The sequence below is a fragment of the Alterinioella sp. genome (genome assembly GCF_058343375.1).
In genome coordinates this window covers 20,706-40,129 of record NZ_JBTUJH010000019.1, presented here as the reverse complement: position 1 = coordinate 40,129, position 19,424 = coordinate 20,706, and the positions used below count along the sequence as shown (strand labels likewise).

At 61.9% G+C, this 19,424-nt stretch carries 20 protein-coding genes and 1 pseudogene; 8 read left to right on the top strand and 13 right to left on the bottom strand.

Features of this window, described 5'->3' with window-relative positions; translation table 11 throughout:
* Positions 1–12 precede the first annotated feature (12 nt).
* Together ACW8PS_RS03455 and nagA are read left to right on the top strand one after the other, a co-directional pair.
* Positions 13–1,035, top strand: a complete 1,023-nt coding sequence (locus ACW8PS_RS03455) for an SIS domain-containing protein (protein WP_491525877.1) — start codon at positions 13–15, stop codon at positions 1,033–1,035.
* Positions 1,032–2,192: an N-acetylglucosamine-6-phosphate deacetylase gene (gene nagA / locus ACW8PS_RS03450; RefSeq protein WP_491525876.1), complete on the top strand. Its 1,161-nt coding sequence runs from the start codon at positions 1,032–1,034 to the stop codon at positions 2,190–2,192. The genes ACW8PS_RS03455 and nagA overlap by 4 nt, the downstream gene beginning before the upstream one ends.
* 28 nt (positions 2,193–2,220) lie before the next feature.
* Here the strand turns inward: nagA and ACW8PS_RS03445 are convergent.
* The 7 genes and pseudogenes from ACW8PS_RS03445 to ACW8PS_RS03415 all read right to left on the bottom strand — a co-directional run.
* A pseudogene (locus tag ACW8PS_RS03445) lies at positions 2,221–2,799 on the bottom strand (TAXI family TRAP transporter solute-binding subunit); the annotation flags it as partial.
* Positions 2,800–2,813: 14 nt separating this feature from the next.
* Positions 2,814–2,993, bottom strand: a complete 180-nt coding sequence (locus ACW8PS_RS03440; protein ID WP_491525875.1) for a hypothetical protein — start codon at positions 2,991–2,993, stop codon at positions 2,814–2,816.
* Positions 2,990–4,642, bottom strand: a complete 1,653-nt coding sequence (locus tag ACW8PS_RS03435; RefSeq protein ID WP_491525873.1) for a sulfatase-like hydrolase/transferase — start codon at positions 4,640–4,642, stop codon at positions 2,990–2,992. Before ACW8PS_RS03435 ends, ACW8PS_RS03440 begins: the two co-directional genes overlap by 4 nt.
* Before the next feature lie 183 nt (positions 4,643–4,825).
* A complete protein-coding gene (locus ACW8PS_RS03430; RefSeq protein ID WP_491525872.1) occupies positions 4,826–5,830 on the bottom strand; it encodes a succinylglutamate desuccinylase/aspartoacylase family protein in 1,005 nt (334 codons plus the stop codon).
* Between the two features lie 29 nt (positions 5,831–5,859).
* Complete coding sequence (locus ACW8PS_RS03425; protein ID WP_491525870.1) at positions 5,860–7,245, bottom strand: MATE family efflux transporter; 1,386 nt, start codon at positions 7,243–7,245, stop codon at positions 5,860–5,862.
* Between the two features lie 9 nt (positions 7,246–7,254).
* Complete coding sequence (locus tag ACW8PS_RS03420; protein WP_491525869.1) at positions 7,255–7,845, bottom strand: helix-turn-helix domain-containing protein; 591 nt, start codon at positions 7,843–7,845, stop codon at positions 7,255–7,257.
* Positions 7,838–8,428 carry a carboxymuconolactone decarboxylase family protein gene (locus ACW8PS_RS03415; protein ID WP_491525868.1) on the bottom strand — a complete coding sequence of 197 codons (591 nt, stop codon included), beginning with the start codon at positions 8,426–8,428 and terminating at the stop codon, positions 7,838–7,840. The genes ACW8PS_RS03420 and ACW8PS_RS03415 overlap by 8 nt, the downstream gene beginning before the upstream one ends.
* 286 nt (positions 8,429–8,714) lie before the next feature.
* Between ACW8PS_RS03415 and ACW8PS_RS03410 the strand changes: the two genes are divergently transcribed.
* The 4 genes from ACW8PS_RS03410 (at position 8,715) to ACW8PS_RS03395 (ending at position 12,165) form a co-directional block, all read left to right on the top strand.
* A complete protein-coding gene (locus tag ACW8PS_RS03410) occupies positions 8,715–9,461 on the top strand; it encodes an amino acid ABC transporter ATP-binding protein (protein ID WP_491525867.1) in 747 nt (248 codons plus the stop codon).
* A 1-nt stretch (position 9,462) separates the two neighbouring features.
* A complete protein-coding gene (locus ACW8PS_RS03405) occupies positions 9,463–10,314 on the top strand; it encodes an amino acid ABC transporter permease (protein ID WP_491525866.1) in 852 nt (283 codons plus the stop codon).
* Positions 10,315–10,353: 39 nt separating this feature from the next.
* Positions 10,354–11,187, top strand: coding sequence for a transporter substrate-binding domain-containing protein (locus ACW8PS_RS03400; RefSeq protein ID WP_491525865.1), 834 nt, complete (start codon positions 10,354–10,356; stop codon positions 11,185–11,187).
* An 84-nt stretch (positions 11,188–11,271) separates the two neighbouring features.
* Positions 11,272–12,165 carry an amino acid ABC transporter permease gene (locus ACW8PS_RS03395; protein ID WP_491525864.1) on the top strand — a complete coding sequence of 298 codons (894 nt, stop codon included), beginning with the start codon at positions 11,272–11,274 and terminating at the stop codon, positions 12,163–12,165.
* A 188-nt stretch (positions 12,166–12,353) separates the two neighbouring features.
* Here the strand turns inward: ACW8PS_RS03395 and ACW8PS_RS03390 are convergent, their stop codons facing one another.
* The 6 genes from ACW8PS_RS03390 to ACW8PS_RS03365 form a co-directional block, all read right to left on the bottom strand.
* Positions 12,354–13,028: a class I SAM-dependent methyltransferase gene (locus ACW8PS_RS03390; RefSeq protein ID WP_491525863.1), complete on the bottom strand. Its 675-nt coding sequence runs from the start codon at positions 13,026–13,028 to the stop codon at positions 12,354–12,356.
* A gap of 10 nt (positions 13,029–13,038) precedes the next feature.
* Positions 13,039–13,785: a CDP-diacylglycerol--serine O-phosphatidyltransferase gene (gene pssA / locus ACW8PS_RS03385; RefSeq protein WP_491525938.1), complete on the bottom strand. Its 747-nt coding sequence runs from the start codon at positions 13,783–13,785 to the stop codon at positions 13,039–13,041.
* A gap of 12 nt (positions 13,786–13,797) precedes the next feature.
* Positions 13,798–14,472, bottom strand: coding sequence for a phosphatidylserine decarboxylase (locus ACW8PS_RS03380; protein ID WP_491525937.1), 675 nt, complete (start codon positions 14,470–14,472; stop codon positions 13,798–13,800).
* A gap of 182 nt (positions 14,473–14,654) precedes the next feature.
* Entirely contained in the window at positions 14,655–14,978 is a 324-nt protein-coding gene (locus ACW8PS_RS03375; RefSeq protein WP_491525862.1) for a non-heme iron oxygenase ferredoxin subunit, read from the bottom strand.
* Entirely contained in the window at positions 14,978–15,928 is a 951-nt protein-coding gene (locus ACW8PS_RS03370) for a fatty acid desaturase family protein (RefSeq protein WP_491525861.1), read from the bottom strand. The genes ACW8PS_RS03375 and ACW8PS_RS03370 overlap by 1 nt, the downstream gene beginning before the upstream one ends.
* 163 nt (positions 15,929–16,091) lie before the next feature.
* Entirely contained in the window at positions 16,092–17,186 is a 1,095-nt protein-coding gene (locus tag ACW8PS_RS03365) for a hypothetical protein (RefSeq protein WP_491525860.1), read from the bottom strand.
* Between the two features lie 82 nt (positions 17,187–17,268).
* On the opposite strand from ACW8PS_RS03365, the gene ACW8PS_RS03360 reads away from it, so the two are divergent.
* Positions 17,269–18,213, top strand: a complete 945-nt coding sequence (locus ACW8PS_RS03360) for a LysR substrate-binding domain-containing protein (protein WP_491525859.1) — start codon at positions 17,269–17,271, stop codon at positions 18,211–18,213.
* 101 nt (positions 18,214–18,314) lie between these two features.
* Positions 18,315–19,349, top strand: a complete 1,035-nt coding sequence (locus tag ACW8PS_RS03355) for an aromatic ring-hydroxylating dioxygenase subunit alpha (protein ID WP_491525858.1) — start codon at positions 18,315–18,317, stop codon at positions 19,347–19,349.
* Positions 19,350–19,424: the final 75 nt, after the last annotated feature.

Here is a 19,424-nt window from a genome sequence, read left to right as displayed (position 1 = left end):
AGGCCTGACACCATGACCACACAGATGCGGCGCGAGATCCTGGAAATACCCGATGCGGTCGAGCGGCTGCTGACGGCTGGCGCGCCCGAGATTGCGCGAATTGCAGCGGCGGCCCGCGACCTTGACCCGGCCTATGCCGTCACGGTGGCACGCGGATCATCGGATCACGCCTGCACATTCCTGAAATACGCGCTGGAGCTGGAGCTTGGCCTGCCGGTGGCCTCGGTCGGGCCATCGGTGGCCTCGATCTATGGTGCCAAGCTGCGGCTGGATGGCGCGATCTGCCTGTCGGTCAGCCAATCGGGCCAAAGCCCCGACATCGTGGCGATGACGAAATCAGCCGGTGAGGGTGGCGCGATGACGGTGGCGCTGACCAATGATGCGGCATCAAGGCTGGCCGGCGTCGCGGCCCATACGATCGACATTCATGCCGGGCCCGAACGCTCTGTCGCGGCGACCAAGACATTCATCAATTCGGCCATGGCCGGGTTGATGCTGCTGGCCGAATGGAAGGATGATGATGCCCTGCGCAAGGGGCTGCAAAGCGCGCCCGAGGCCTTTGCCAAAGCCGCCCAGATGACCTGGCCGGAATTGCGCCAGGCGATTGCCGCCAAACAGTCGCTTTTCACCCTGGGGCGCGGGCCGTCCTGGGCAATCTCGAACGAGGCGGCGCTGAAATTCAAGGAAACCTGCCAGATCCACGCCGAAAGCTATTCGGCGGCGGAGGTGCTGCACGGGCCGGTCTCGATCGTCGATGAGGGCTTTGCGGTGCTGTGTCTTGTCACCAATGACGCGGCCAGAGCGGCGGTTCTGGGCGTGGCCGATCAACTGGCCGGCAAGGGCGCGCGGGTCTTTGTGACATCCGATCAGCCCTGCGCGGCGACAAGCCTGTCTTTCACGCGCACCGATCACGCGCTGACCGATGCGATCGCCCTGATGGTGTCGTTCTATTCCATGGTCGAACAGGTCGCGGCGGACCGCGGCATCAACCCCGATACGCCGCGCCACCTGAAGAAAGTGACGGAAACGGTTTGACCCGCCCCCACGCCTATACCGGTGCCGATATCTTTGACGGCGAGACCCGGCACCAGGGCCGGGCGCTGTTGCTGGAAGACGGGCAGATCACGGCGATTGTGCCTGAAGGCGCGATACCGGGAGGGGCCGAGGTGACGGCGCTTGATGGCGGGCTGATCGTGCCGGGATTTGTCGATCTGCAGGTCAATGGCGGCGGCGGCGTGATGTTCAATGATGACCCCTCGGTCGATGCGCTGCGGATCATGGCGCGGGCCCATGCCGGGCTGGGCGCGACATCGATCCTGCCGACGCTGATCACCGATACGCCCGGCCATACAAGCGCCGCCATCACGGCGGTGGTGCAGGCGCGCGCGCAAGGCGTGGCCGGCATTATCGGGCTGCATCTGGAGGGGCCGCATCTGTCGGTGGCGCGCAAGGGGGCGCATGATCCGGGCCTGATCCGGGTGATGCAGGCGGGCGATCTGGAGCCGCTCTGCGCGGCGGCGGCGCGGCTGCCGGTGCTGAAGGTGACGCTGGCCCCCGAAACCGTGACCCCGCAGCAGATCGCCACGCTGGTGGCGGCGGGTGTGATCGTGTCGCTGGGCCATAGCGATGCCGGGTTCGATACCTGCATGGCGGCAGCCGATGCCGGGGCCTCTTGCGTCACGCATCTGTTCAACGCCATGAGCCCGCTTGGCAATCGCGAGCCCGGGCTGGTCGGTGCGGCGCTGGCATCGGGGCAATTATCGGCCGGGCTGATTGCCGATGGTGTCCATGTCCATCCGGCCAGTATCCGCGTCGCGCTGGCCGCCAAACGCGGCCCCGGACGGGTGTTTCTGGTCAGCGATGCGATGTCGGTGGCGGGAACGGCACAGACCGAATTCAGCCTCAATGGCCGGGCGATCCGGCGCGCCGGTGGCCGCCTGACGCTGGCCGATGGCACCCTGGCCGGGGCCGATCTGGATCAATTGACGGCGGTTCGCAATCTGGTGGCCTGGGGGATTGCCGATGAGGATAGCGCCTTGGCGATGGCCACATCCATCCCCGCCGATCTGATCGGGGTTGCAGGAATTGGCCGCCTGTCGCCCGGCGGAGCGGCCGATTTTCTGCATCTGACAGGTGCCGCGCGACCCGCCGCAATCTGGCAGGCGGGGCAGCGATTGGCCCCCCGCCCCTGATGGGTTGCTCCAGCACGCCCGCCTCGCGATAAAAACGCGCAGCACCGGGATGCAGTTGCATGGTGCCAGGCTCCTGCACGGCAAATTCCATGTCGATGGCGCTGGCCCAGGGCGCGCTTGACGTTACCTGATCGCGATTGTCCCAGAAGGCGGCGGTGATCTGATAGACCGTGGCACCCTCCAGCGCGGCCCCGACGGCGATGTTATGCGACAGCACGGGGCCTTCATTTTGCTGATTGGCATAAAGGCCCGCCGGGATCTTTTCGATATATAGCGCGTCGCGCCTGATCGGATGCGAGCATTCATCACCCGGACCGAGGCAGCCTTCGCGCAATCGAATGCGTTCGGGCCGGCCGGTGAATTCGATTTGGCGCGACGCGCTCTGGCTGTAGATGCCCGGGAAGGTTTGGACCGCCTCGCCCTCGGTGCTTTCGGGGCCGATGAAGCGCAGCGCCCCGGTTTCGGAAAATTGCAGGAATTGCTGGCACGGATCGAGGCAGGCTGAGATCGGGGATGGCGACCGCCTCGATGCCCGAGCTGAGCGCGATGACGATGATGAAATAGGTCGCCCCCCCCTGCCCAGAGTGATGCGGCCCAGCGCCAGCACCGCCAGCGCCCGGTTCAGCCAGCGCAGGCGCGGCGCGACAGATCGGCAAAGCCCTCAGAGGTGGCCTCGATGATCCAGCGCACCAGATCCGAGATCGCGCCGGAGGCGGCAAAGGTCAGGATGGTAATGGCAAAGAGCGCCGCCAGCGCATCGGCGATGGCCTGATCGGTGCGGTTATGAACCGGAAGGTTCATTCACCGCCCCCCTCGGGCACATATCGCCCTGCCGCCGGGCCCCGATATTTCACCGTCAGGGTTTCGGGCACTTCCGACCCGTCGACCAGAAAGGGCACCACGCCACGCCGGGCCGAGTTTCCGCGCATTGCTGCGATATGATCATCCGAGACCGTCACCCGCTGGCTCATGCGGCGGCCCCAATGGGCCAGGTGGTCATAGAGCCGGGCCAGCACGCCGCCCTGCCCCGGATCGGTGCCGAGATCGTGAAATTCATCCGGGTCGGTATGCAGGTCGAACAGCATCGGGCGCAGGCCGCCTTCGAAATGCAACAGCTTGTGGCGGCCGTCAAACACCATGAACATGCGTGCATCGCGCGGGGCGATGCCCAGATCAGCCGCCATCGGGCGCACCGAGTAATCATATTCGCTGATCACATAGTCGCGCCAATCCGGGCTTTGCCCCTGCAGCCAGGGCAGCAGCGAACGGCCCTCGATGATATGGGAGGGCACCGCGCCGCCTGCCGCCTCGACGAAGGTGGCGGCCAGGTCGATGGATTCGACCAGTGCGTCGCAGGTGGTGCCACGGGTGGCATCGGCGGGCGCGCGCGGATCGGCGATGATCATCGGGATCTTCACCGAGGCCTCGTGGAACATGTCCTTTTCGCCGAGCCAGTGATCGCCGAGATAATCGCCATGATCGGAGGTCAGCACGATCATGGTGTCGTCGATCCGGCCGGTGGCCTCGAGATGATCCAGCAGGCGGCCAAGCTGGTCGTCGCATTGCCGGATCAGGCCCATATAGGCGGGAATCACCTTTTGGCGGACTTCCTCGCGCTGGAAGGCCCGGGCCACCCGGGCCCCCTGAAACGCCTTCAGGATCGGGTGCGGATCCTCCAGCTCGACGGCATGGCGGCGGGGGCTGGGCACCTGATTGGCCCCGAACATGTCATGATAGGGGGCGGGCACGATATAGGGCCAATGCGGTTTGATATAGCTGACATGCGCCATCCAGGGGCCATCTGCCTGATCAATGAAATCAATGCAGCGCGAGGTCAGCCAGGGGGTTTCGCTATCCTGTTCCCGGATATTGGCGGGCTTGTCGGCATTCATCAACATCCAGCCCGAGGCGATCTGATCACCGTCCAGCCCGGCATTGGCGAAATCGGCCCAAGGATTGCTGCCGGGATAGCCCTGCGCCTTGAGATATTCATTATAGGGCGAGCGCTTTTCGTCATAGAACCCGTCCGGGCCTTCGGCCCAAAGCCCATCATCGCGGATCCAGACATCAAAGCCGCAATCGGCCTGTCGCGCGCCGATCACGCTGTCGGGCTCCAACCCCAGCCGCGCCATGCCTTCGGCATCGGCCTTCATATGGGTCTTGCCAATCAGCCAGGCATCCATGCCCAGTTTGCGCAAATGGTCGCCCATCGTGTGTTCACCCACGCGCAGCGGAAAGCCGTTCCATTGCGCGCCATGGCTGGATGGGTAGCGCCCGGTATAAAAGCTCATCCTCGAGGCACCGCAGATCGGCGATTGCACATAGGCATTGCTGAAGCGCAGGCCGCGCGCCGCCACTTTGTCGAAGTTTGGCGTGTGCAAATGCGGATGCCCGGCGCAGCTGAGATAATCAAAGCGCAGCTGATCATACATGATGAACAGAATATTCACTGGCCCCTCCCGACCCGGATTCGGCCCAGCATAGGCGGGGCTGCAATAAATCGTAGTCCTGATTTTCTTATGGGTATTCCTTTTGGCAATAGGCTACAGCTGCCCTTTCAGGCGGGCGGCGCTGGCCAGGATGGGGCCGGCTTCGGCGATGGTCAGGATCATCTCGACATGTTGCGGTTTCATCTAGGCCTGCACATCCTGCGCCACCAGCGCCAGCAGGTCACCGCGTTTGACAAAGCCGCGGGCGGTATGGGCCAGAATGAACCCATCTGACGGAAAGATTACCGGCTGCGAGGCGCGTTCCGGTTCCAGCACGAAATGAAACTGCCCCGCCAGATCGCCTGCGCGCATATCGCACCCGGCGCTGATGGCGCGATCGAAAATGCCGTCGGCAGGGGCATGGAGGGAATGCCGGGTGGCGGTGATTTCAACCCGGCGGGGATCGGCCAGCGCGGTCTGGCCCGGCAGCACGCCGAGATGGGTCAGGGCGCGGATCAGGCCGGCCTCGGCGGCATCGGTGATGGCCGGATCGACACCACCGCCGCCGCCCAGTTCGGTGGCGATCATCGGAATGCGCGCGCGTTCGGCGGCAGAGTTGAGCGAGCGATTATCGTTCCGGGCCCCAAGTTCCCAGATCAGCGGCAGGCCAAAGGCCCGCGCCAGGGCCAGGTTTTGCGCCCGCAGGCCGGGATCGGCGGTTCGGGCGGCCAGCGCAGAGGGCGCAAAGACGGACGCCTTGCCGCCCGAATGCAGATCAATCGCGCCGTCGCAGCGGGGCAGCAGCGTTTCGATATAATCGGCGATCATCGCGGTCGGCCCGCCATCGGCATCGCCGGGAAAGGCCCGGTTCAGATTGCCGCCATCGAGCGGCGACACCCGCGCCGAGGCGGCAAGGGCGGGGGCATTGAGCGCGGGCATCAGGATCACCTGACCCAGCAGATCGGCAGGGCTGAGCCGCCCAGCCAGCCGCATGATGGCCGCTGGCCCCTCAAACTCATCGCCATGGCTGCCGCCGGTGATCAGCACCACCGGACCGTCGCCGCCCTTGATCGAGATCACCGGGATCGGGTGATAGCCGAGCGGGCATGTGTTATCGGAGTATTTCAGCATCAAATCACCGCTGTGACGCCCCGGGGCCGACAGATCGATGCTGGCCTGAATGCGGCTTGGTTTTCTGGGGGTATCCATCGGCGGCTCCTTACTGGAATAAGGCCAGATTACGCAGGCAGGGCACGAAGCCGCAACAGCCCGCCAATTTCACGGCGCGCGACGCGTTCGGCCAGAACAAGCGCCATGATCGCGCCGGTGGTGACGGCCGCGGCGACGCCGAACCAGACCCCGATTTCGGAAAACCCCAGCACGCCGACAAAGATCCAGACAAAAAAGGCAATGCCAAAGCCCTGCCGGTAAAGGCTGATCCAGACGGTCCAGATCGGGCGTTTCATGGCTTGCAGAAACGAGGTGATGGAAAACAGCAGCATATAGACCCAGAGGATCGTGCCCTCGACCCTGAGATAGGCCAGGCCGACGCGGATCACCGCAGGATCATCGGTGAAAATGCCCAGCAGCGCGCGCCCGAAGACCCATAGCACGGGGCCTGCGATGGCGGTCATGATGAACCCGATCCGCCAGCAATAAAACACCGCCTGGCGCACGCGCGCAGGGTCGCCGGCACCAAAGTTTTGCGAGGCAATGGGCAAAAGCGCGCCGGTCACCCCCAGAACCGGCAACAACATCACCTGTTCCAGGCGGATGCCGATGCCAAACCCCGCCACGGCATGTTCGCCAAAGCCCTTGAGGGCAAATTGCACCACAATGCCGGACATCATCATGATCATCATCGACAGGGCGGTGGGCAAGGTCTGCAGCGAAATATCCCTGAACCTTGGCAGGCGCGGGATGAAATTGGCACCGCGCAGCCGGGCCATGGTTTTCAGCCGCAGCACCTGCGCGATCATATAGAGCATGACACCGGTCTGGCTGAGCACTGTGGACAGGGCCAAGCCGTCAAACCCGAAGCCGCCCCAGAGACCGGGAATGCCATAGATGAACAGCGGGTTGAGGGCGATATTGGCAAAGAACGCCACCATCAGCGCCCGGCTCAGGGAGCGGCCATCGCCATGCGATTGCAACATGCCATTGCAGGCGAAGGCCAGCAGAAACCCCGGCAGCGCCATCAGCATCAGGTGAAAATAGCGCAGGCCCGCATCCTGATAGGGGCCGGGTTCCGAGACCAGCGCAATCAGCGCCGGGCCATACCACATGCCGAAACCGGCCAGCAGGGCCGAGGCGATCACCCCATAGCTGAGCCCCTGCGCCATCAGGCGGCGGGCGCGGCGATTGTCCCTGGCCCCCAGCGCATTGCCGACCAGCGCCGCCATCGCCGCGGCCAGACCGAACCCCACCGACATGGCGATGAAAAACACCTGCGTGCCCAGCGCGATGCCCGCCTGCGCACTGGTCGACAGCATCCCGGCAAAGAACATATCGACGATATTGTAGAGCGTGTTGAACAGCATGCCGATGGCGGCGGGCACGGCCAGGGCACGGAAATGGCCCGCGATCGGGCCGGTTGTCAGATCCTTGTTGATCGGCAGGGCCATGCGGCGCTTTCAGGGGCGTTCGGCCTGCACGGTCAGGAACTCGAACGTGGGGGTGATGACCTCGACAAAGCCATGACAAAGCTCGGCATCGACGCTGATCGAATCGCCGGCGCGCAGGGTGAAATCCTGCTTGCCGTAGCGATAGACCGCCTCACCTGACAGAACCTGCACGAACACCACGCCATGGCCGATATAATTGGGCGGCGGGCCGCCTTCGCGCAGCAGCGTCACGCGGCGGGCCTGAAAGCGCAGATCCTTGCGCGCATGCATCGCCAGATTGACATATTCATGGCTGTGGCTGTCGGTGATGCGGGTCGATTTCAAACCTTCGCCATGGCGCACCAGCGTGTAATCGGTATGTTCGGTCCGGGCCTCACGGAAAAGCGCCGCAATCGGCACTTCCAGCGCCTGTGCCAGCGCCGCCATCGTGCCCACCGAAGGCGAAACCAGCCCGTTTTCGATCCGGCTGACCATCGCCGCCGAAATGCCCGAGCGTTCCGCGACCTGGCGCGCCGAATAGCCCCGCTGACGCCGCAGATCCTTGAGCGCGGAGCCGATATCGGCCTCGATCCGTTGCACATGGGGGTCGCTTTCAATCACTCTCTGACTGCCCATTGTAAAAGCCCACGACATCGCCATCGGTGGTGACACCGAGGCCGTTGAGCGACCGGTTGGCATAGCAGAAATAGCCGATGATCTGGTTGATCTCCAGGATCTCGCCATCGGACCATCCGGCCTCGCGCAGCGCGTCGACATCGCCGCGCACCATCGCGCCGGGCCGCAGCGTCAGCTTTTCGGTATAGCGCAGCGCGGCCAGTTCGGCACCGTCAAAGGCCGCACCCGGATCATGGGCCTGCAATGCGGCCTCGATCGCATCGGCGCGGGACCGATCACCGATCAGATGGCGCGCATTGGCCCAGTGATTGGCATAGGAATAGGGGCAGGCATTCAGGGTCGAGACATAGGAGGCGATCACCTCCTGAAACCACATCGCCACGGTATTGGCGCAATCATGCAGGCAGGCGCGATACAGCGCGACATGACCATCCATCGTGCTTGGCCTGAGCGAATGGACCCGCATCACATTATCGACGGTGCCATGCGGCGTGCGGGCACGATCAAGGGCCTGTTTCAATGCGCCATCCGCATCGGTATCGGCAATCATCTTGATCCAGGCTGACATAGCCCCCCTTCCCTGGCCTGCATGCAAAACAGACCAATTTGACATCTCTTGCAGTTTTTTATTGACGATTGTTGCGCGTTACGCAAGTTTATTAAACAGGAAGCAACACTTGACCGGGGGGAGAGTAGGCTTTGCGCAGAATTCAGAGACCGACAGTCAGATCCCCAAGCGGGCAGCCGGGACCAGCCCAGATTGCGGCATGGCCGAAACCACCATTGTCCGAATTCCGAAATTGTTGCGCCAAATGCCCTCGGGCGCTGACCTTATATCCCGGGATGGACCCGCAATGACCGATCAGACGCCGATCATCGAGGCTACCAATCTTGACAAGTTCTATGGCGATTTTCATGCCCTGAAAGACATCAGTATCACCGTGCATCAGGGCGAGAAGATGGTGATTTGCGGGCCATCGGGATCTGGCAAATCGACACTGATTCGCTGTTTCAACGGGCTGGAGTTCCATAATTCCGGCACGCTTGTCATCGACGGGATCGAGGTTTTCGACGGGGCCAAGGAGATTCGCGCGCTGCGTCAGGAAGTTGGCATGGTGTTTCAGCAATTCAACCTGTTTCCGCATCTGACCGTGCTGGAAAACCTGATGATCGGGCCGATGAAGGTGCGCGGGCTGAGCCGGGCGCAGGCCGAGGAGACCGCGCGCAGTTATCTGGATCGGGTCCATATCCCGGAACAGGCCGAAAAATACCCGGCGCAATTGTCGGGCGGCCAGCAGCAGCGCGTCGCCATTGCCCGGTCGCTCTGCATGGAAAGCCGCATCATGCTGTTTGATGAGCCGACCTCGGCGCTGGATCCTGAAATGATCAATGAGGTGCTCGATGTCATGGTCGAGCTGGTCGATACCGGCATGACCATGGTCGTGGTCACGCATGAGATGGGGTTCGCCCGCAAGGTGGCCGACACGATGGTGTTCATGGAGGCGGGCCGCATTGTCGAGACCGCGCCGCCGGAACAGTTTTTCACCAACCCCTCCAGTGACCGCTGCAAGCTGTTTCTGGACCAGATACTGGAACATTGAGGTGAGCCTGGCCGCCCCCGTCCAAACCCATGCCCCAAAAGGCCTGCCCCCGCCCCGCCCGCCGGCAGTGCAGCGGTTCCTTGGCTCGGCCCCGGTTTCGGTGGCGATCTATCTGGCGGTGATGGGGGCGATTATCTACGGATCCTTCGCCGGTGCGCAGGACATGGGGTATAATTGGCAATGGCACCGGGTGCCGCAATATCTGTGGAGCTTTACCGATGACGGGTTCCAGTTGGGCGAAATGTTCTACGGTCTCGGCACCACGATCAAGCTGTCGGTGACGGCTTTTGCCTTTGCCACATTGCTTGGCCTGCTGGTGGCGCTGTTGCGGCTGTCGGGGCTGGTGGTGGGCACCGCCATTGCCATCGCGTTTCTGGAATTTATCCGCAACATCCCGCTGCTGGTGCTGCTTTACCTGTTTTACTACGTGTTGGGGCCGATCTTTGGCATGGACCGCTATACCGCCAGTGTCCTGACCCTGGCGGTGTTCCATTCCGCGCTGATTTCCGAGATCCTGCGCGCCGGCATCAACGCGGTCGCCACCGGCCAGTGGGAGGCCGCGAAATCCATCGGCATGACCAAGGCGCAGATCTATCGCTATATCATCTTGCCGCAATCGGTGCGCTTCATGTTGCCGCCGATGACCGGCGAGGTGGTTCACCTGATCAAATCCTCCGCCATTGTCAGTGTCATCGCCGTGGCCGAGCTGACCACGATCGGGCGCAACATCATTTCCGACACATTCATGAGCTTCGAGATCTGGTTCACCGTCGCCGCTGTCTACATGGCGCTGACCTTGATCCTGTCTGTCGGCGTCACCTTTCTGGAAAAGAAATATGCCGTCGACCAATAACGAGAAACCGCAACTCAAGACCCAGCAAGGAGACAAGACATGACTATTTCACGCAGATTTTTCGGGGCCGCGATGGGCGCGGTTGCTGCCATGGGGCTTGCCCTGCCGGCCGCCGCCCAAAGCGCCACCCAGGCACTGGCGAGCGAAAGCGTTCTGGTAAGCATCCAGGAGGAGGGCGTTCTGCGCATCGGGCTGTCGCTGTTCGTGCCCTGGTCGATGCGCGATGTGAACGGCGAACTGATCGGGTTCGAGCTGGATGTGGGCCGTCAGCTGGCCGAGGATATGGGTGTCGAGGTCGAGTTTGTGCCGACATCATGGGATGGCATCATCCCGTCGCTTCTGGGTGGCAATTTCGATGTCATCATTTCCGGCATGTCGGTGACGCCGTCGCGCAATCTGACGGTGAATTTCACCGATCCCTATGCCTATTCGGGCCTGGCGATCCTTGCCAACCGGTCGATGACCGAGGGCATGAGCCTGGAGGATTACAACAGCCCCGAGATCATCTTTGCCGGACGTCGCGGGGCCACCCCGGCGGCCGTGATCGCCGCGCGGTTCCCGCTGGCGACGCAGCTTTTGTTCGATGAGGACGGGGCCGCCGCGCAGGAGGTTCTGAACGGCAACGCACATGCCACCATGGCGTCACAGCCGACGCCGAACATGGAAGCGGTGCGCTATCCCGATGTGCTCTATGTGCCGTTCGACAATCTGTTTGATCCGCGCGGCGAGGCCTTTGCCGTGCGCAAGGGGGATCCCGATGCGATGAACTTCTTCAACAACTGGATCGCGCAGCAATGGCGGTCGGGCTGGTTGCAGGAACGCCATGATTACTGGTTCGCCAGCAATGAATGGGCCGATCAGGTCGCGCAGTAGACACCGGCAAAACAACCGGAGGGGCGGTGCGCCGCCCTTCCCTTCCTTCCCCTTTCCTCAATGCACAGGTTCACCCCTCCTCCCGTGACCAATTTCATCCACAAACTCAAATGGCCCGACTATCTGATCCTCGCTGTGGTGATCGGGTTCTTTGGCTATATCTGGTTCACCATCGAAGGCTCGCTGAACTATTCCTGGCGCTGGCATCTGATCCCCAGCTATATCATCGGCTGGCATACCGGGCGCGAGGAATGGTTCGCCAATATCTTGTTGCAGGGGCTGGCCGCGACGGTCCGAATTTCGATCTATGCCAGTATCCTGGCGGTGATCCTGGGCACCATTTTGGGCGTCGCGCGCTGTTCGGCCAATCTGGCCATCCGCATGCTGGCGCGCACCTATCTTGAATTTCTGCGCAATATCCCGCCGGTTGTGGTGGTCTTCATCTTCTTCTTTTTCCTGTCCCAGCAATTGATTGATTTTCTCAATCTCGAACGCTGGGCGCGCGGTATTGCGCGGCAGGAAAACAACGCGATATGGGAATTTTTCTTTGGCGAGATGCGCCGGTTTCCATCGCTGATATCGGGTGTCATCGTGCTGGCGCTGTTTGAAAGCGCCTTTGTCGGCGAGATCATCCGGGCCGGGATCCAGTCGATCCCCAAGGGCCAGCGCGAGGCTGCCAAATCGATCGGCATGAGCCCGATGCAGGAGCTGCGCTATATCGTGCTGCCGCAGGCGGTGAAGCGGGTTTTGCCACCCTTGGCCAACCAGTTCATCACCCTGATCAAGGACAGTTCGATCATCTCGCTGATCTCGGTCCAGGAGCTGACCTTTTCAACCGTGCAGCTGGTCGCCTCGTCGCGGCTGATTTTCGAGGCCTGGATAACCACGGCGGCGTTCTATTTCATCATCTGCTTCGGTCTCAGTCAGATTTTTGCGCGGCTGGAACGCGGCAGGAAATCGAAGCCGCGCCAAAGTTGATCCGGGGGCCGGATGGGCGCATCGAAAGGGTCGAAGCGGGCACCAGCCTGTTGAACCGGCATCGTGGTCAAGGGTCTGGCCGATCCGAGCCTGTTGGTCGAGATCGACGCGATGGGGGGGATTGACGATCGAGCTTGGGAAAATTTATCGAACGAAAGGCGGCAAGGGGGAACGGAGCTGCCATTCAGCTAGCGTGCCGCAACCGCTGCATCTCTGGCGTCAGGATCCGCGAATCCCGTGCCACTGGCGGCGGTTTTTCCCAAAACCAGGAAGGTCATCATCCCCAATGGCGGCAGTGGTTTTTGTTCTTCGAGTGTCAGCTCTTCTTCCTGGAGCACCGTTTCGATCTCAAAATCAGAGTGCCAGCCGAGAATATCCGCAAAAGGGGCCGATATCCGTTCGATGAAGGCAAGAAACCCCTGTTTCCGCACAAAATGATTGGTAATCACGACTTTCCCGCCTGGCTTGCAGACCCGTGCAATCTCGGCCATCACTTTTCCCGGTTCCGGCACGACCGACAGCACATGCATCGCTGCAACCGTATCGAAATGGTTATCGGGAAAATCAAGGCTGCGGGCATCCATCTGGCGCAATTCGGTTACCTGGCCCAAATTCATGCGCTGCACCTTGTCGCGTGCTTTTTGCAGCATGTCTTCGCTGAAATCGATACCCGTCACCTGAATTTCGGGCTTGTAATGCGGCAGCGAAAGCCCGGTGCCCACGCCAACCTCCAGCGCCTTTCCGGGGCGGGTATTGATATATTCGACGGCGCGACGCCTGCCGACATTGGTGATCGCCCCGAAGGTTCGGTCATAGATGGGTGCCCAACGGGCATAGGAGGTTTGAACGGCTTGGATATCCATTTTCGGTTCCTTATCGGCCTGAAGATGTTTCTTTTTCAAGCCACGCCCAAACCACCATAGCGACGTAACCGAGGCACAGCGCGATCAGCGTGACCCACGCAAAAGTCAGCAGCGCGGCCCCGATGGCAGCAACCCCGACGAGAAAGAACTTCACGTTTTCGCGGGAAATCTTGGTGGTCTTGAATGACCAGGTCGGGATGCGGCTGATCAGCAGGAGGCCGATGAAAACCATGTAGAGGCCAATGACAATTCCAGGCAGCAATGGCGCATCCGTGAAGGCAAAGGACAGATACATCGGCAACAAGACCAGCAACGCGCCTGCGGGGGCCGGAACCCCCTCGAAAAAGGCGCTTTCCTGATCAGGAGTGTCCGATTTGCTGCTGACATTGAACCGGGCCAGCCGCATCACGCAACACACAGAGTAAATCAACACGAAAATCCAGGCCGCACTGGGGATGTCCTGCAAAGCCCAGAAATAGATCAGAAGCGGCGGTGCCACCCCGAAATTCAGGAAATCCGCAAGGGAATCAAGCTCTGCGCCCATTTCGCTGTCACTGCCAAGGAGCCGGGCCAGCCGTCCGTCCAGCCCATCCAGAACACAGGCCGCCACGATGAGTTGCACCGCCAGCGTGTAATTGCCCTGAACGCCGAATCTGATGGCCGTCAAGCCCGCGCAAATGGCCACAACGGTCAGCACATTTGGCAGCAGCTGGACAAGCGCAAACTCGGTTTCTCTTTTGTCGGATCGTCCCGCCATCGGCGCTTTCAACTAGCTCCCTTCCGGCACATCTAGTTCAGCCAGAACGGTTTCACCGGCAATCATCGTCTGCCCGACGCTTACCAACGGATCCACGCCATCGGGCAGGTAGACATCAAGCCGGGACCCGAACCGGATCAGCCCAAAGCGGTCTCCGGTCCGGATCATGTCCCCCGGCTTCACGAAACAGACAATACGCCTGGCAACCAGACCTGCGATTTGCACAACAGCCAGGTCCCGACCGTCCGGCATTCGGATACACAGGCTGTTGCGCTCATTATCGACGCTGGCCTTGTCCAGCGACGCGTTGAAAAACTTGCCGGGGCGATAGGCAACGGATGTAATTTCGCCTGCAACGGGCGCGCGGTTCACATGACAATTGAACACGTTCATGAAGACGCTGACACGCGTAAGCGGTGCCTCCGACATTCCAAGTTCCTTCGGCGGAACGGCCCTTTCGATCAGCGAAACAATCCCATCCGCAGGGCTGACAACCAACCCGCCCCGCGCAGGCGGGACACGCTCGGGGTCACGAAAGAAATAATAGCACCAGACTGTCAGGCCAACGCCGACCCAGCCCAACAGTTCGGACAGAAAAAACAAGCCAAATGTGAGAACGGCAAAAATTGCGACAAACCTGATGCCTTCCGGGTGCATTGGTTTGATGAATGTATCGCGCATTCGCATCGTGATCTTTCCCCCAGGGCAATTGGCTGCTCTCTCATACGTGGATTGGCCTCGAGTGCAAGGGCGGTCCGGACAGTTATGTTGGCTTGGTCGCAAGGGTGCGACGAACTGGTCAGTCTCAAATCGTCCTTCGACAACCCTGCTCTGGCGCGATTGCGTAAGCGGCCCGACCCGGCCATTGATCAAGCGCAGGCCCGGATCTGCACCATGCCGTTTTCGACCCGGCACCCGAACACCTTCATCGCCCGCGTCGCGGGGGCCGAGACCGGCCGCCCGTCGCGCACATCGAACGCGCCCTGATGCAGCGGGCATTCGATGATGTGGCCGTCGAAATAGCCATCGCAGAGATCCGCACCGCCATGAGTGCACAGCGCCAGCGAGACATGGATGCCGCTTGGCGTGTCATAGACCGCCAGCCTGCGCGGGCCCAGATCGACGCGGGTGACCCAGTTTTGTTCAAGCTGAGCCACCGCAATCAGATCGCGCCACGGCTTTTGCGCCGCCATCAGATCTGCCCCTGCGCGCGGGCCGCGAATATCTGGCGCAGAATCTCCCGGTGGGCACCGAAATAGCCACCCCTCTCGACATGGACATGATCGCGCAGTTTTTCATGCAAAGCGGGCAGCCGGTAAAACGGCACCGAGGCGACATAGTGATGTTCGGCGTGATAGTTCATGTTCCAGCACAGAAACCGCCACGGGGCCGACACCAGGCTGGTGCGGGTGTTTTCGCGCATCTGCGGCACCGAGGGCCGCCCGACATGTTCGGTCATCCGCACCCATCGCATCACCGGCTCACCCAGGAAAAGCGGGATGATCCAGAGCCAGATCAGCCCCCACCAGCCGGTCACGGCCATGCCAAGGAAAACCAGCGCATAAAACCCGATCATCAGCCGCGCATCGCGGCTGACGGCCCCGAGTTCGACCTTGGGGATGAAGCGCAGCTCAACCGCGCTGAACCGGCCCGTTGCGTGGCGGAACAGTTCCGCAAACTTGTTGCGCCAATAGGGCAGCGCGCTGATATAGAGCAGATATTGGCCGATGGTCTTTGGCATCGGGATCTGTTCGGGGTCCTGGCCGGTCACCTGGGTATAGGTGTGGTGGTCGCAATGCTCATAGCGGAAAAACCGGTGCGGCAGCATGATGACAAGCCCGCAGATCTGGCCCGCGACATCGTTCAGCCAGCGGGTGCGAAACACGGTGTAATGCACGCATTCATGTTGCAGCGAAAAATGATGCACCAGCACGATGCCATGGACAAACATCGCCGGCCAGATCAGCCAGCTGTTCCAGGCCAGCGCCACCAGCGTCGTGGTTATGGCCAGCAGGGCCACCCATCCGGCAAGGTGGCGCAGGGCGGGTCCGTTGGAGCGTTGCATCAGGGTTTTCAGCTCGGCGCGGGTCAGCTTGCCCTCGGCCAGGGCCTGGGTCAGGGGCGTGACAATCGGGTCTGCCATATGTGATCTCATGAATTGTGCCGGTCACGCGAGCCTTGGCTCTGCCGGATCCGGCGCCGGAGACGGGAGTGCTCCGCACCATGGGACAGGGCCGAACGCCGTTCCCATCAGGTTGAAATCTAACGGCCAGATGGCGATTCGTTCAAGCATTGCGTGGCCCCGGTCACGCCGCCTTGTCGGCGCGATAGCCGATCGCGCGGTCGGGATGGGCAAACAGCGCCGCCGCACAGGGGTATTGCGCCAGGATCGCTTCGCCGCCGGGCAGGCGATGGGCATGAAACACGCCATCCTGCCAATAGGTGGTGCCGTCAATCACGATGGTCGGATCGACCACGTTCCAGCTTATTTCCCCCGGCGCATAGGCCCCGCAGGTGTGAAAATGCAGGATGCGTGGATTGCCAAAGGCCGCGCCGCCCCATCTTTCGTAATTGTGCCGGATATCCCAGGGAAAGCCACAGCCGGGATGGATGCCGGCATGCCAGGAATGCACGAAATTGCGGTCGATCCCGAACAGCGCCGCGACCCGGTCATAATGCGCATTGGCGCGGGCGACATCGGCGGGCGATCCGTCAAATCCGGTCAGGCGGCCATTTTCCATAAGGGCAAAGACCTGACCGTCGAATTCGAGATTGTAATCGGGGTAATAGCGTGACCCGGTGCCGGTCAGAAACCCCGACAGCGCCGCCCGGCCGGAAAAACTATGGGCCGGAACCGGGGTGAAAACCGACATCGGGAAGCGCAGGATCGAGGTATCGCCACCCGCCGCCAGGTTCATTTCGGGGCGCCCGGTGATATCGGTGCCCGCCGGGCAGGTCAGGCGCACATGATCGGCGCGGTCGAGCACGCCATTCACCGCCTCCTTGATCTGCAAAAACGCCGCGTGGTGGCCATTGCCGAAGCCCGAGCCGAACAGTTCACCGTTCAGCGCAAAGCTGACGATGATCTTCTTGCCCTGCGGCATGTCGGAAAAGCGCAGCTGATCGCCAAGGCGGGCCAGGAACAGGACGATATCGGTGGCTTCGAACAGGTGCAGCAGATCGGGCGGAAGATGCGGATTATCGGGGTTGAAGCCGACATCGAGCGTGGTGACGACAAGCCCCAGATCGCGCGCGGCTTCGGACACGACCGTCACGGCATCGGCGTCGAAATAGCCCAGTTCGGGCGGCTCATATGCGATCAGCAGCCGATCTCCGGGGGTCGCATGGGCGCAGTTCAACAACAGATTGCGTGCGCCGCGTTCCGGCGTCATTTCGGTCATGGCGGGCCCCTTTTGATACTGGATGAAACTACCGCCATGGGCCTGGCCCGACCATTTGAAACTCGTAATGGGTTCCATTAGAATGGCTAATATGATTCTCAACCTGCCCTATTCCGCCCTGCGGGCGTTCGAGGCTGTCGTGCGCCTGTCCGGGTTCTCTGCCGCTGCCGCCGAATTGGGGGTCAGCCAGAGCGCCATCAGCCAGCATGTGAAATCGCTGGAAGAATGGGTGGGGCAGGATCTGCTGGTGCGCGGCGCGCGCGCCTCGGTCCCGACGCGTGAAGGCGCGGAACTGGCGGGCGCCATCGTGCAGGGCCTGGGCCGGATATCGGATCTCTGCGGCCAGTTGCGCGACCGCAACCGCACCGATAAAGCAATTGTCATCAGCTGCTTGCCGGGGTTTGCTTTCACATGGCTGTTCCCGCGATTGTTGCGGTTTGATCTGGCCCATCCCGATATTGCGATCTCGATCACCATTGATACCGGGCAGTATCCGTTTTCGGGCATCGGCACCGATATCGGCATCCGATACGGGCTGGGCGATCACCCCGGTTTTCTGGTTGACAGGTTGATGCGCGAACGGCTGCTGCCGGTCTGCGCGCCGGCGCTGCTGCAGGGCGACCCGCCGCTGCGCCAGGTCGCGGATCTGGCCAGACACACCCTGTTGCTTGATGAAACGCTCAATTTCGGCGGCAGGAATTCAACCTGGGAATATTGGGCCGCAGAGGCCGGAATTGCCTTGCCATCGGGGATACGCAACCGGCGCTTCGGCCAGTCCAACCTGGTTGTGCAGGCCGCGATTGAGGGTCTGGGCGTGGCGCTTGGGCGCGAGCCGCTGGTGATTGACGCGCTGTGCGATGGCCGGCTGGTGCGGCCGTTTCCCGAAATGACCTGGTCACCGCTGTCTTATTGGCTGGTGCGCCGCAAAGGGGCCGAGGACAGCGCCCGAATTGTGGAGTTTCTGAGCTGGATCAAATCCGAGGCCGCGGCGCAGCCCGAAATTCCGCCCCATGCCAGCGCCGATTGATTAGCCCGCCTAATGTCAGATATTACCAATCCGGCATGGATCGGGCGGCCTCTCTGCGCCATAGTGACCCCGACCGGAACCGGAATTGAACGAGGGCGCGGATGTTTTTGAGAAACTGCTGGTATGTGGCGGCCTGGAGCGCGGATATCGGGCGCGCCCTGAAGGCGGAGACCTTTCTGGGCGAGAATATCGTGCTTTACCGGCGCGAAGATGGCAGGCCGGTCGCGCTGGAGGATGCCTGCCCGCATCGCAAGCTGCCGCTGTCAGAGGGCAATCTGATCGGCGACCGGGTCGAATGCGGCTATCACGGGCTGACCTTTGATTGCAGCGGGGCCTGTGTGGCCGCGCCGACCCAGGCAGACGCGATCCCGAAACGCGCCGTGGTGCGCTCCTATCCGGTGGTCGATCGCTACCGGCTGCTATGGATCTGGATGGGCGACCCTGCCCTGGCCGACCCCGACAAGATCTTTGAGGTGGAAAATTTTGACGACCCGAGCTGGGGCCTGACCGATGGCGGCGTTCTGGATATAAACTGCCATTACCTGTGGGTCTGCGACAACCTGCTCGATCCCAGCCATGTGGCCTGGGTGCATGTCACCTCTTTCGCGGGGGCGGGCACCGATGAAGAGCCGCTGAAGGTCGAGAAAACCGACCGCGGTGTGGTGGTGTCGCGCTGGATTTTCGGCAAGCCGCCATCGCCCTATTACGCCGGGCTGGTCAGTTTCAAAGGCGATTGCGACCGGCTGCAACATTACGAGATGATCCGCCCGGCCATCGGGTTGAACAAATCCATCTACACGCCCGTGGGCAGCGGCGGCTATGACAGCACGCCGGGCGATCAGACCTTCATCAACATCTCCTATAATTTCATGACCCCGATCGATGCTGACAGAACCCGGTATTTCTGGTTCCAGCACCGCAATTCCGAGCCGGATAACCGCGAGATGTCAAAATTCATGAATGACGGTGCCGTGATGGCCTTCAACGAGGACCGCGTGGTGCTGGAGAAGGTCCATCAAGGCATGAAACACGCGGTCACGCCCCATATCGACCTGGGCCTGGATGGCGGGGCGAAACTGTTCCGTCAGGCGCTGGAGCGCGCCATTGCAGCCGAGGCCAGCGCGGCCGAGGTCTGAATGCCCCGGCCGGCCGGCCCCGCGCCGAAGCAGCGGGGCGAAAGCAAAAACGTGACCGGCCGGTGGCGGATTGCG